11 protein-coding genes and 1 pseudogene are annotated in these 12,806 nt (G+C 70.7%); 7 read left to right on the top strand and 5 right to left on the bottom strand.

Going from position 1 to position 12,806, the window contains the following annotated elements; all coding sequences use genetic code 11:
- The first annotated feature begins 56 nt into the window (after positions 1-56).
- From VF330_RS10350 to VF330_RS10375, 6 genes are all read left to right on the top strand, one after another.
- Positions 57-617: an HIT domain-containing protein gene (locus VF330_RS10350; protein WP_330851310.1), complete on the top strand. Its 561-nt coding sequence runs from the start codon at positions 57-59 to the stop codon at positions 615-617.
- Positions 618-950: 333 nt separating this feature from the next.
- Positions 951-1,790, top strand: coding sequence for a helix-turn-helix transcriptional regulator (locus VF330_RS10355; protein WP_330851311.1), 840 nt, complete (start codon positions 951-953; stop codon positions 1,788-1,790).
- Positions 1,791-1,872: 82 nt separating this feature from the next.
- Entirely contained in the window at positions 1,873-2,475 is a 603-nt protein-coding gene (gene pgsA, locus VF330_RS10360; protein ID WP_330851312.1) for a phosphatidylinositol phosphate synthase, read from the top strand.
- Complete coding sequence (locus VF330_RS10365) at positions 2,472-3,374, top strand: phosphatidylinositol mannoside acyltransferase (protein ID WP_330851313.1); 903 nt, start codon at positions 2,472-2,474, stop codon at positions 3,372-3,374. Before pgsA ends, VF330_RS10365 begins: the two co-directional genes overlap by 4 nt.
- Positions 3,371-4,483: a glycosyltransferase family 4 protein gene (locus tag VF330_RS10370; RefSeq protein WP_330851314.1), complete on the top strand. Its 1,113-nt coding sequence runs from the start codon at positions 3,371-3,373 to the stop codon at positions 4,481-4,483. The genes VF330_RS10365 and VF330_RS10370 overlap by 4 nt, the downstream gene beginning before the upstream one ends.
- Positions 4,480-5,427, top strand: coding sequence for an NUDIX hydrolase (locus VF330_RS10375; protein WP_330851315.1), 948 nt, complete (start codon positions 4,480-4,482; stop codon positions 5,425-5,427). The genes VF330_RS10370 and VF330_RS10375 overlap by 4 nt, the downstream gene beginning before the upstream one ends.
- Here VF330_RS10375 and VF330_RS10380 read toward each other — a convergent pair.
- Genes VF330_RS10380 through VF330_RS10400 form a run of 5 tightly spaced genes read right to left on the bottom strand, consistent with a single transcriptional unit; the run spans position 5,387 to position 12,129 of the window.
- Complete coding sequence (locus VF330_RS10380) at positions 5,387-7,378, bottom strand: tetratricopeptide repeat protein (protein ID WP_330851316.1); 1,992 nt, start codon at positions 7,376-7,378, stop codon at positions 5,387-5,389. The genes VF330_RS10375 and VF330_RS10380 overlap by 41 nt on opposite strands.
- A gap of 10 nt (positions 7,379-7,388) precedes the next feature.
- The gene (locus VF330_RS10385; RefSeq protein WP_330851317.1) at positions 7,389-8,381 is read right to left on the bottom strand and encodes a TIGR03842 family LLM class F420-dependent oxidoreductase; all 993 of its coding nucleotides are present in this window, start codon (positions 8,379-8,381) and stop codon (positions 7,389-7,391) included.
- 18 nt (positions 8,382-8,399) lie between these two features.
- A complete protein-coding gene (hydA, locus tag VF330_RS10390) occupies positions 8,400-9,785 on the bottom strand; it encodes a dihydropyrimidinase (protein ID WP_330851318.1) in 1,386 nt (461 codons plus the stop codon).
- Positions 9,782-10,624, bottom strand: a complete 843-nt coding sequence (locus VF330_RS10395; protein WP_330851319.1) for a nitrilase-related carbon-nitrogen hydrolase — start codon at positions 10,622-10,624, stop codon at positions 9,782-9,784. Before VF330_RS10395 ends, hydA begins: the two co-directional genes overlap by 4 nt.
- The gene (locus tag VF330_RS10400) at positions 10,621-12,129 is read right to left on the bottom strand and encodes an NCS1 family nucleobase:cation symporter-1 (RefSeq protein WP_330851320.1); all 1,509 of its coding nucleotides are present in this window, start codon (positions 12,127-12,129) and stop codon (positions 10,621-10,623) included. The genes VF330_RS10395 and VF330_RS10400 overlap by 4 nt, the downstream gene beginning before the upstream one ends.
- A gap of 144 nt (positions 12,130-12,273) precedes the next feature.
- On the opposite strand from VF330_RS10400, the pseudogene VF330_RS10405 reads away from it, so the two are divergent.
- A pseudogene (locus tag VF330_RS10405) lies at positions 12,274-12,806 on the top strand (hypothetical protein); the annotation flags it as partial.

A 12,806-nucleotide genomic window follows, 5' to 3' on the forward strand; every position in this document is an offset into this window, starting at 1 on the left:
CCTTGGCCCTGTCGGCTGGGGCGCCTGCCGCCGCCCGCGAGCCCTAAGCTGCAACCATGTCTGATCCGGTAGTGGAGGAGCCGTTGGAGCAGGACGGGGCCGGCCAGCCCGACGGGTTCCGGCGGCTGTGGATGCCGCACCGCATGGCCTACCTCAAGGGCGAGAACCGGGCCACCGGCGACAGTCCCGAGGAGTGCCCGTTCTGCCGCGCCCCGAAGCTGGCCGACGCCGACACGCTGATCGTGGCGCGCGGCACCTGCGTGTTCACGGTGCTGAACCTCTACCCGTACAACTCCGGCCACCTCATGGTCTGCCCCTACCGGCACGTGGCCGACTACACGGAACTGGATCCGGCGGAGACCGCGGAACTGGCCGGGCACACCAAGCTGGCGATGACCGCACTGCGGGCCGCCTCGGGCGCCCAGGGCTTCAACATCGGCATGAACATGGGCGGGGTCGCGGGCGCGGGCATCGCCGCGCACCTGCACCAGCACGTCGTGCCGCGGTGGGGCGGGGACGCGAACTTCATGCCCGTCATCGGGCACACCAAGGTCCTGCCGCAGCTGCTGGGCGAGACCCGGCAGCTGCTCGCCGACGGCTGGAAGGCGGCCGGCTGACCGCGCGGATTTACTGGCGCTCACACCCGAGGACCGGCTAAACACAACGTTTAGCCGGTCCTCGCGTGATTGGGGCCACGTGAATTGTTGGACAAAAGAGTGACAAAAAGCGCGCACTTTGTCCGGCGTGGACAATCAACGTCGTTTCCACGTGGCCAGGAATAGGTTTTCGGTTACGTCTTTCGGGTGCATTTGCGGGCCGGATCGAGACGTAACGCCAGCACAAAGCGATTCCAGGTAGGTGAGATCACCCACCTGGAGGTGCCCACTGCGAGTCAAGTCCCCGCCTATGGCCGATCGTCTCGCCGAGTGTGAATGGATACGGTGCGAACCATGACCGCACCTGAGCGTTCGCGATTAGCGAGAGAACGGCTTTCGCGTGAACTACGCCGGTTGCGCACCGAGGCGAAGATGACCGGCACGGCCACCGCCCGTGCCACCGGGATGAGCCAGTCCAAGCTGTCGAAGATCGAGAACGGCATGCTGCTCCCGTCCGTGGCGGACGTGGAGCGCCTCGTGGCGGAACTGGCCGCCGCGCGGGAGACGCGCATCGAACTGGTCGAACTCGCCAGATCGCTGCACGCCGAGGCGGAGACCCGTCGCGTCGTGCTGCACCGAGGGGCGCACCGCCACCAGCAGACGATCAGCCGCGTGGAGGCGCGGGCCGCGACGTCGAGGTTCTTCCAGGTCAACCTGGTGCCCTCGCTGTTGCAGTCCGAGGCCTACCTGCGGATCGTGCTGGGGACGATGCCGCCGTCGGAGCAGGAGGCGGCGGTGTCCGCGTTGCGCGTGCGCCGGTCCCGGATGGACGACCTGGCCAAGCAGTTCGTGTTCGTGCTGTCCGAGAGCGCCCTGCGCTGGCGGATGGGCTCGCCCGAGCAGATGGCGGAGCAGGTCGAGCACCTGGCCGCGATCCAGCGCAGGCCGAACGTGCGCCTCGGCGTCGTGCCGTGGTCGGCGGACGCGAACGTGGTGGCGCTGCACGGTTTCCACATCTACGACGAGCGCGTGGTGACGGTCAGCGTGCTCACCGGCAACGCCACCATCACCGACCCGCTGGACGTGCGCGAGTACCTGGCGCTGTTCGGGCGGCTGGAGCGGATGGCGGTGCGGGGGGAGGAGCTGCAGGCGCTGCTGAAGCGGATCGCCGAGGACCACCGGCGCCTCGGGTAGTCCGGCGGGAGGGGGAGGGCGGGCGGTCCCGGCTCACCCGCGAGGAGTGCGTTTCAGCAGTCCAGCTAGGCTGCGACACGCCATGCTGAACATCTTCGCTCGCGCGTCCGTCTCGCGCGTCACCGATCCGATCGGGGCGTGGCTGCTGGCGCGTGGCCTCAGCCCCAACGCCGTCACCGTCGCCGGCACGGTCGGTGCCGTGGCCAGCGCGCTGTGGTTCATCCCGCGCGGGCAGCTGTTCGTCGGCAGTGCGCTGGTGACGTTCTTCGTGCTGCTCGACCTCATCGACGGGGCGATGGCCCGCGCGCAGGGGCCGACGAAGTTCGGTGCCGTGCTCGACGCCACCTGCGACCGGATCGCGGACGGGGCGCTGTTCGCGGCGCTCACCTGGTACGCGTTCGACACCGGCAACCGGTGGACCGCGGTGGCCGGGTTCGTCTGCCTGGTGGCCTCGCAGGTCATCTCCTACGTGAAGGCGCGGGCCGAGGCGTCCGGGCTGAGCGCGGACGGGGGACTGGCCGAGCGGGCAGAGCGGTTCATCGTCGCGCTCGTCGGGGCCGGGGTGCAGGGGCTGGGCGTGCCGCACCTGCTCGACGTCGCGCTGTGGCTCCTCGCGGTCATGACGGTGGTGACGGTGCTGCAACGGATCCTCGCGGTGGCGAAGTCGGCGCGGGAGGCCGCGTGAACCTCGCGACGCTCGGGTACAGCGCCGGGTGGCGGCTGATCCGCCTGCTGCCCGAGTCGTGGGCGCGCGGGCTGTTCCGGGCCGGGGCCGACTACGCGGCCAAGCGCGGTGGCGCGGGTGTGCGGCAGCTGCGCGCGAACCTGCGCCGCGTCGTGCCCCAGGCCGGTGAGGAAGAGCTCGACGAACTGGTGCGCGACTCGCTGCGGTCGTACGCGCGGTACTGGTGCGAGGCGTTCCGCCTGCCGTCGACGGACCTCAAGGCCGCCTATGAGAAGTGCGACTCGCAGGTGTCGGGCATGGAGAACCTCGACGCGGCGCTCGCGAACGGCACGGGCGCGGTCGTCGCGCTGCCGCACAGCGGCAACTGGGACATGGCCGGCGTCTGGCTGGTGGGCCACTCCGGCACGTTCACGACGGTCGCCGAACGCCTCAAGCCCGAGTCGCTGTACCGGAAGTTCGTCGAGTTCCGCGAGACCCTCGGCTTCGAGGTGCTGCCGCTCAACGGCGGCGACCGTCCACCCGCGACTGTCCTGGCCGAGCGGCTGCGGGCCGGCAAGGTCGTGTGCCTGCTGGCCGACCGCGACCTCACGTCGTCCGGCGTGCCCGTCACGTTCTTCGGCGAGCAGACCCTGATGCCCGCCGGTCCCGCGCACCTCGCGTCCACGACCGGGGCCGCGCTGCTGCCGGTCGGCTGCTGGTTCACCGAGGACGGCTGGCACTTCCGCATCCACCCGCCGATCAAGGTGAGCACCGTCCAGGCCGCCACGCAGGCCGTCGCGGACGTGTTCGCCGCCGACATCGCCGCGCACCCCGCCGACTGGCACATGCTCCAGAAGCTCTGGCTGGCCGACCTGCCGGAGGGCCGCCGCGCGGCCCTCGCCAGGAGACTCGCGCGGTGAAGATCGGGATCGTCTGCCCGTACTCCTTCGACGTGCCGGGCGGTGTGCAGGCCCACGTCGTGGACCTCGCGCGCGCCCTGGTCTCGCTGGGCCACGAGGTGAACGTCCTCGCGCCCGCCGACGACGACCGGACGCTGCCGTCCTTCGTCACGTCCGCCGGCCGCGCGGTCGGCATCCCGTACAACGGCTCGGTGGCGCGCCTTTCGTTCGGACCCGTCTCCTACGCGCGGGTCCGGCGGTGGATCGACGAGCACTCGTTCGACGTCCTGCACCTGCACGAACCCACGGCGCCGTCGCTGTCCTTCCTGGCGCTGATGGTCGCCGACGGCCCGATCGTCGCCACCTTCCACACCTCGACGCCGCGCTCGAAGATGCTCTCGGCGTTCCAGCCCGTGCTGCAGCCGTTCCTGGAGAAGGTCACCGCCCGCATCGCCGTCTCCGCGCTGGCCCGCCGCGTCCAGGTCGAGCACCTCGGCGGCGACGCGGTGGAGATCCCGAACGGCGTCGACGTCGACTTCTTCGCCTCCGCGTCCACTTTGGACGGCTACCCGCGGCCGGGCGGCACGATCGGCTTCGTCGGCCGCTACGACGAGCCGCGCAAGGGCATGCCGATCCTGTGGGAGGCGTTCGGGCTGGTCGCCGACGAGTTCCCGGACCTGCGCCTGCTGGTCGTCGGCCGCGGCGAGGCGTCGTTCGACGGGCCGCACGCCGGCCGCGTGGACCTGCTCGGGCAGGTCGACGACGTCGAGAAGGCCAGGATGCTGCGCTCGCTGGACGTCTACGTGGCGCCGAACACCGGCGGCGAGTCGTTCGGCATCATCCTGACCGAGGCCATGTCCGCCGGCACCGCCGTGGTCGCGTCGGACATCGACGCCTTCCGCCGCGTGCTCGACGACGGCAAGGCGGGCGTGCTGTTCCCGGTCGGCGACGCGCCGGCCCTGGCCGAGGCGCTGCGCTCGGTGCTGCGCGACTCCGCGTCGCGCGCCGAGTACGTGAGCGTCGGGTCGCAACGGGTGCAGGCCTTCGACTGGTCCGTCGTCGCCTCGCAGGTGCTGCGCGTCTACGAGACCGCCATCGCCGCCGACCCGCGCCGGGTGGGCAAGGCATGACCGCGGTCCTCGTCGTCGTGGTCGTCGCCCTGCTGCTGGCCGCCTGGATCCTGGCCATCGCGAACCGCCTCGACCGCCTGCACGTCCGCACCGACGCCGCCTGGGCCGCCCTCGACGCCGCACTGGCCCGCCGCGCCGTCGTGGTGCGCGCGCTCCTGGACCCCGCTCTGTCCGCGGCGGCGTCCCGCGCCGAGTCCGCGACGCGTGCCGAACGCGAGTCGGCCGAGAACGAGCTCTCCGGCCTGCTGGGCGCGCTGGACAGGTCGGCGCTGGCCCCCGCCCTCGCGGCGGAGCTGGCCGACGCCGAGGAACGCGTGGTGCTCGCCCGCCGCGTCCACAACGACGCCGTGCGCGACACGTTGCTCCAGCGCCGCCGCCGGATCGTGCGCTGGCTGCGCCTGTCCGGCACCGCGCCGCAGCCGTCGTACTTCGAGATCGCCGAGCCCGCCGCCCCGTCCGACGCCGTGATGCTCACGCCCCGCCCGTCGGCCCGCGTGGTGCTGGTGGACGCGGAAGGCCGGGTGCTGCTGTTCCAGGGCTTCGACCCGGCCCGGCCGCAGGAGCTGTTCTGGTTCACCGTCGGCGGCGGCGTCGAGGACGGCGAGGAGCTGCGGGACACGGCGCTGCGCGAGGCGTTCGAGGAGACCGGCGTGAAGCTCGCGCCGGAGCAGCTGGTCGGCCCGATCTGGCGGCGCCGCGCGGTGTTCAGCTTCGCCGGCCAGACGTTCGACGCGGAGGAGTGGTTCTTCTACGCCTCGGTCGACGCGTTCGACGTCGACACGTCCGGGTTCAACGACGTGGAGGAGCACAGCATCTCCGCGTTCCGGTGGTGGACGGCGGAGGAGCTGGAGTCCACTGAGGACACGGTGTACCCGGTGCAGCTGGCCGAGCTGCTGCCCGCGCTCACCGCGGAGTGGGACGGCCAGACCCGCCCTGTGCGGTGAGGTAGAGGAACGACTCGCGCGTCTTGCGCACCTCCGGGTGGCGAGCACCGAGCACTCTCACCTGGTCCTGCAACAACGTCCGGCACTCCGCCGCCGCCTCGGCCACGTCCCCGGCCTCGTGCAGCCAGTGGACGAGGTTCCCGCGGCTCGCCCAGGTGCGCGGGTGGTCCGGGCCGAGCACCCGGACCTGGTCCTCCAGCAGGCGCCGGATGTCGGCGACGGCCCTGGTCAGGTCGCCCGCCTCGCCCCGCAGGTCGGCGAGGCTCTGGCGCCTCACCATCGTCGAGAGGTCGTCGGGACCGAGCACCCGCAGCGAGTCGGCCACCAGCGCCTCGGCCACGGCGGTGGCGCGCCGCAGGTCGCCCGCCTTGGTCAGCACGAACGCGATGTTGTTCCGGGTGGTGAGGGTCTGGGGGTGGTCGGCACCGAGCGCCCGCACCTGGTCGGCGAGCAGGTCGCGGAGCGCCCCGGTGACCTGCTCGTCCGCCCTCGCCCGGCACATGATGAGGCTTCTCCTGGTGAACAGGGTGTCCACGTGGCCGGGACCCAGGACGCGCGACTGGACCTCCAGCAGCTGCCGGTACTCGGCCGCGGCCGCGACCGGGTCGGGGATCTCGCTGCGGCACTGGATGAGCAGGCCGCGCGCCCTCAACGCGTCGGCGTGCTCGGCGCCGAGCCGGGCGGAGCAGGTCCCGCTGAGCTCCTCGAAGAACTCCACGACGCTTTCGGTCGTGGACGTGCCGACGTCGATGCCCCAGCGGAACAGCAGCGGGTGGCAGCCTTCCCGCCACAGCCAGCGGTCGCCCGCCGCGCGCAGTGCCTCGGCGTTCGAGCGCAGGACTCGTCTCCGTCCAGCCGGCCACACCTCGACCAGGGCGTCGGCGGCGACGCGCACGACGGTCGCCGGATCCGCCCACGCGTCACGGGTGGCGCGCTGCACCAACGCGTGCACCCGGACGTCCTGTCCCAGCGCGACCAGACTGAGCCGGTGCAGGCAGCTCAGCCCGTCCCGCGCGTCGGAGGCGTCCACGCCCAGGAACTCCAGCACGGCCGGTGAGGTGAACACGTCGACCGGGATCCCGTTGGGGTCCAGGGCACTCGCGATGTCGAGCAGCGGCCGTGCGACGCCTCGGGGCGCCAGCGAGTCGGCGTGCTCCACCGACAACGCCCACGTCGCCGCGACGGTCGCACGGTGGTCGTCGGGGAGCTCGTCCGGCGCCATCAGCTCCAGGCGGCGTTCGGAGAACCGCGCCAGGTACTCGGCGCACGAGAGGTGCCGGTCGAGGACGTAGGCGCCCGCCTGCGCCAGGGCCAACGGCAGGTACCCGAGCTCCTCAGCCAGCACAGCGGCGTCGTCGTCCGGACCGACCACGGACGACAGGTACGCGCCTGCGTCTTCCGGCGTGAACACGTCCACGAGCAGGCGTTCGCCGCGCAGTGACGCGTCCTGGCGGCGGGTGGTCACGACGACCCGGCCGGAGTCGGGAGGCCACAACCCGGTGAGGTCGGACGGTTTCTGCACGTCGTCGAGCACGACCAGCCACGGTTCCGAGGTGGTGCCGAGTCGTTCCAGGAACGCCTGCGCGTCCTGCTCCACCCCCGCGAGTTTCGTGGCGGCGTCCGCGTAGCCCGACAGGATCGCGTCGCGCGAGGTCGCCGTCACCCACACCAGCAGCCGGATCTCCCCGGCGTCCCAGAGGCTCCTGGCGTGCTCGGCCGCGAGCTGGGTCTTGCCGACGCCGCCCAGCCCGATCAGCAGCGCCCGGTCGGCGACGGGCACCGCGCGGTGCCGGAACGACGCGGCACGCGGTGGCACCACGCCGACCCGCAGCGGCAGGGGGGAGGGACGGGAGGCGCCGAGGTGCACATCGCCTTGCACGACACCGATCTGGAAGACCTGCCCGGACGTGCCGTCGAACGAGTTCGACACGGCGGGCAGGTCGTCAGGCACAGCACCGAGGTTAGACGGCCGGGATCACCGCCGAGCCGTAGGCGTCGCGCGTCTTGTCCTTCTCGTCGTGCATCAGGTACAGCGCGAAGTTGTCGACACCGATCTCCTTCAGCTCCTGCAACCGGTCGACGTGCGCCGACTCCGGGCCGACCAGGCAGAAGCGGTCGACGATCGCGTCCGGCACGAAGTCGGTCGACCGGTTGCCCGCCTTGCCGTGGTGGGCGTAGTCGTAGCCCTCGCGGTCCTTGATGTAGTCGGTCAGCGCCTTGGGCACCACACCCGAGTCGCCGTACCGGGCCACGAGGTCCGCGACGTGGTTGCCGACCATGCCGCCGAACCACCGCAGCTGGTCGCGCTGGTGTTCCAGATCCGTCCCGACGTAGGCCGGTGCCGCCACGCACATCGTGATCGCCGACGGGTCACGTCCCGCGGCGGCCGCCGCCTCGCGCACGGATCCGATGGTCCAGCGGGCGATGTCCGGGTCGGCGGTCTGGAGGATGAAGCCGTCGGCCTGTTCGCCGACCATCTTCAACGCGCGAGGCCCGTACGCGGCCATCCAGATCTCGAGCTTCCCGTCGCGCACCCACGGGATCCGCACGGGCGTGCCGTGGTGCTCGGCCTCACGCCCCTCCGCCAGCTCCTTGATCACGTGCATCGCGTCGCCCAGCGTCGCGAGCGACGCCGGCTTCTGGCCGATCACGCGGCGGGCCGAGTCGCCCCGGCCGATGCCGCAGACCGTGCGGTTGCCGAACATGTCGTTCAGCGTCGCGAACAGCGAGGCCGTCACCGACCAGTCGCGGGTCGACGGGTTGGTGACCATCGGGCCCACGACGAGGTCGCGGGTGGCGGCCAGCACCTGCGAGTAGATGACGAACGGCTCCTGCCACAGCACGCAGGAGTCGAACGTCCAGCCGTAGCGGAAGCCGCAGTCCTCGGCCGCGCGGAGGCCCTCCACCACGTCCCGCGCCGGCGGGTCTGTCTGCAGCACCACACCGAAGTCCACGGCGTCACACCCTTTCTCTCAGACGAGGTACTGGTTGAGGTCGCGCGACACGAACCGGCCGTGACCCGTCGAGCCGTGGTAGGCGCCGTCGGCGATCACCTTGCGGCCGCGGGAGAACACGGTGTCGACGCGGCCGGTGACCTCGAAGCCCTCGTAGGCCGAGTAGTCCACGGCCATGTGGTGGGTCTCCGACGAGATCGTCTGCGTGGCCGCGGGGTCGTAGACCACGACGTCCGCGTCCGCGCCCGGTGCGAGCACGCCCTTGCGCGGGTACATGCCGAACATCCGCGCCGGGGTGGTGGAGACGATCTCGACCCAGCGTTCGCGGGTGATCTCGCCCTTCACCACGCCCTGGTGCAGCAGGTCGACGCGGTGCTCGACGCCGGGCATGCCGTTGGGGATCTTGGAGAAGTCGCCGACGCCGAGCTGCTTCTGGTCCTTGAAGCAGAACGGGCAGTGGTCGGTGCTCACGACGGACAGGTCGTTCGTCCGCAGGCCCCGCCACAGCGACGACTGGTGCTCCTTGGGGCGCAACGGCGGTGACGCCACGTACTTCGCGCCCTCGAAGCCCGGCAGCGCCAAGTCGTCCAGCGACAGGTACAGGTACTGCGGGCACGTCTCGGCGAACACGTTCTGGCCCGTGTCCCGTGCGGCCGTCACGGCGTCCAGTGCCTGCGCTGCCGACAGGTGCACGATGTACAGCGGCGAGCCGGTGACGCGCGCCAGCTGGATGGCCCGTGACGTGGCCTCGCCCTCCAGCTCCGGCGGACGGGTCAGGCCGTGCTGCACCGGGTCGCCCAGGCCGTTGGCCAGCGCCTGCGCGACGAGCTGGTCGATCGCGATGCCGTTCTCCGCGTGCATCATGATCGTGGCACCGGTCTCGCGCGCCTTCTGCATGGCGCGCAGGATCTCGCCGTCGGTCGCGTAGAAGACGCCGGGGTAGGCCATGAACATCTTGAAGCTGTTGACGCCGGCCGCGATGCAGGACTCCATCTCCTTGAGCGACTGGTCGTTCACGTCGGAGATGATCATGTGGAAGCCGTAGTCGACCGCGCAGTTGCCGTCGGCCTTGGAGTGCCACTTGTCCAGAGTGGACAGCAGCGAGCTGCCCTTGGGCTGCACGGCGAAGTCGACGATCGTGGTGGTGCCGCCCCACGCCGCCGCGGTCGTGCCGGTCTCGAACGTGTCCGCGGACTGCGTGCCGCCGAACGGCATCTCCATGTGCGTGTGCACGTCGATGCCGCCGGGGATCACGTACTTGCCGGCCGCGTCGACGACCTCGTCGGCCTGGAGGTCGAACCCCGGCGTGACGAGCGCGGCGACGTGCTCGCCCTCGATCAGCACGTCGGCGGCGTGCGAGCCGGTCGCGTTGACGACGAGGCCGTTCTTGATGAGGGTGCTCACGGCGTCACCAGGCCCTCGTAGGTGTCGGGGCGGCGGTCGCGGTAGAACGCCCACGTGTCACGGACCTCGGTCAGCAGGTCCAGGTCGAGGTCGCGCACCACGAGCTCTTCCTCGGTGTCGGACGCCGCCTCGCCCACGAGCTGCCCGCGCGGCGACACGAAGTACGTCTGGCCGTAGAACTCGTTGTCGCCCAACGGTTCCACGCCCACCCGGTTGATCGCGCCGACGAAGTACTCGTTCGCCACGGCCGCGGCTGGCTGCTCCAGCTTCCACAGGTACTCGCTCAGCGACCTGCTGGTGGCGGACGGGTTGAACACGATCTTCGCGCCCGCGAGGCCCAATGCCCGCCAGCCCTCGGGGAAGTGCCGCTCGTAGCAGATGTAGACGCCGATCCGCCCGACCGCCGTGTCGAAGACCGGGTACCCGAGGTTGCCCGGCTTGAAGTAGAACTTCTCCCAGAAGCCCTTGACCTGCGGGATGTGGTTCTTGCGGTACTTGCCGAGGTAGGTGCCGTCGGCGTCGATCACGGCCGCGGTGTTGTAGTAGACGCCGGGCTGCTCGACCTCGTACATCGGCACGATGAGCACGATGTTGTTCTGCGCGGCGACTTCCTTCATCAGCTCCGTCGTCGGCCCGTCCGGGATCGACTCGGTGTAGGAGTAGAAGTCCGCGTCCTGCACCTGGCAGAAGTACGGCCCGTAGAAGAGCTCCTGGAGGCAGAGCACCTGTGCGCCCTGGGACGCGGCGGTGCGGATGTGCTCGACCGCGTTCGCGATCATCGACTCCTTGTCGCCCGTCCACTTCTGCTGGACGAGCGCCGCCCGGATGATGTTGCTCACCTGGTCGTCTCCTTTGCCGAGTTGTCCTTCAGAGCCAGGAAAACGAGGAAGCCGGCGACGAAGCCGACCACCCAGTTGTAGTCGTAGAGGGGCTTGAGGAACGGAATCAGCCCGTCCGCCGGGAACGGTCCGCCGTGCGCGCCGCCGACCGCGAGCACCGAGCCCACGAGCGTCGCCACCACGGCACGCCAGTTCCAGCCGCCGTTGAACCAGTACGCGCCCCGCCCGTCGAGGTAGAGGTCCTCCAGCTCCAGCCGGGTCTTCCTGATCACCCAGTAGCCGGCGACGAACACGCCGGCCACCGACGCGAGCAGGCCGCCGTAGAAACCGAGCCACGCGAAGATGTAGATGCTCGGGTCCGAGATCAGCCGCCACGGCTGGATGAGGATGCCGACGACACCGGTGATCAGGCCGCCGACCGCGAACGTGATGCGCTTCGGGAAGGCGTTGGAGAAGTCGTAGGACGGGCTGACCACGTTCGCCGCGAGGTTGGCCGAGATCGTGGCCAGCACCAGCGAGATCAGCGCGACGAGCACGAGCAGCGTGCTGTCGAACCGGGACGCGAGGTCGGCCGGGTCCCAGATCGCCTCGCCGTACAACGCCTGCGCGCCGGACGTCGTCAGGATCGCCACGATCGCGATGAACGACATCGTGGTCGGCAGGCCGAGGATCTGCCCGGTCACCTGCTTGCGCTGCGACCCGCCGAACCGGGTGAAGTCCGGCATGTTCAGCGACAGCGTCGACCAGAACGCGATCATGCCCATCAGCGAGGGGAAGAAGATCTTCCAGAACTCCGGTCCCCAGCCGAGGCTGCTGCCCTGGTGCAGGATCGGCCCGAACCCGCCCGCCTTCACCAGCACGTAGCCCAGCAGGACCAGGAACCCGACGCTGACCAGCGGCGCCGTCCAGTTCTCGAACCGCCGGATCGCGTCCATGCCGCGCCAGATCACCAGCATCTGCACGACCCAGAAGCCGAAGAAGCACAACCACAACGTCCACGGCTGCCCCGCGACCGCCGACGCCTTCGTCCACCCGTCACCGGTCAGCCGGCCGACGATCACGTGCAGCGCCTTGCCGCCGACCCACGTCTGGATGCCGAACCAGGCGCACGCGATGAAGGCCCGCAGCAACGCGACGAGGTTCGCGCCGCGGACGCCGTAGAACGCGCGGGCGAACACGGGGAACGGGATGCCGTACTTCGTGCCGGCGTGGCTGTTGAGCAGCATCGGGACCAGCACGATCAGGTTGCCGAGGGTGATCGTGAGGAACGCCTGCACCCAGTCCATGCCCAGCGCGATGAGGCTCGCGGCCAGCGTGTAGCTGGGGATGTTGTGCGCCATGCCCATCCACAGCGCGAAGAAGTTGTACGTGCTCCACGTGCGCTGCTCGACCGGCACGGGCGCGAGCTCGGGGTTGTAGAACCTGCTGTCCTGGATGGGACGCACGTCGCTCAGTTCGACGCGACCGTCCTGTGTGACCTGGGGCGGGGAGGACTCAGCTGCCATCGTTCAACCCCCTGTTACGCTGCTGAAACACGGCGAACGCGGTCGGTTCCATCCCGGAATCCTGGGTCCGGTGGAGCAGGTCTGGCAGTGTCAGAGTGTCCACGCTTGTCATGATCGGCGCACATTGTGCGTACCGTGTTCCTCATGGGGGTGTCACGGCGCACGCTGCTGCTCGGCGGAGCGGGCCTGGTCGCGGCGGGCGGGACCGCCGGCGCGCTGAGCCCGCGCGGCCGCCGTCTGCTCGGCTGGACGGGGCCTGACGGAGCGGTGCCCGACGTGCCACCCGTACCCGTTCAGCCCATGCCCTGGGGCGCGTGGATGGGTGCGGCCGGTCCGGCGGTGCTCGTGCTGCACGGCCGCGGAGGCAGCGTCCGGTGGTGGGAGGACCTCGGGCTGCCGCGGTTCCTGCACGGCGCCCGGTTCCGGTGCGCGGTGGTCGACGGCGGCGACGACTACTGGGTGGGCCTGACCCCGCCGGTGCCGTTCGAGGCCGCGCTCGGCGTGTCGATGGGCGGGTTCGGCGTGCTGGACCTCGCCTCCCGGCAGCCGTTGAAGGCCGTCGCGGCGATCAGCCCGGCGCTGTTCCCGGCCTGGGAGGACGCCGAGCGGATCCACGGCTTCGCGTCGCGCGAGGTGTGGGAGGCGCACGAACCGTTGCGGCACACCGCGAGCATCAC

The sequence above is a fragment of the Lentzea sp. genome, from assembly GCF_036380075.1.
Taxonomy (GTDB): domain Bacteria; phylum Actinomycetota; class Actinomycetes; order Mycobacteriales; family Pseudonocardiaceae; genus Lentzea.

Coding starts and splice junctions, on each gene's coding strand:
- pgsA (WP_330851312.1), top strand. CDS start 1,873: ATGCTGAACATCTTCGCTCGCGCGTCCGTCTCGCGCGTCACCGATCCG.
- VF330_RS10350 (WP_330851310.1), top strand. CDS start 57: ATGTCTGATCCGGTAGTGGAGGAGCCGTTGGAGCAGGACGGGGCCGGC.
- VF330_RS10400 (WP_330851320.1), bottom strand. CDS start 12,129: ATGGCAGCTGAGTCCTCCCCGCCCCAGGTCACACAGGACGGTCGCGTC.
- VF330_RS10355 (WP_330851311.1), top strand. CDS start 951: ATGACCGCACCTGAGCGTTCGCGATTAGCGAGAGAACGGCTTTCGCGT.
- VF330_RS10375 (WP_330851315.1), top strand. CDS start 4,480: ATGACCGCGGTCCTCGTCGTCGTGGTCGTCGCCCTGCTGCTGGCCGCC.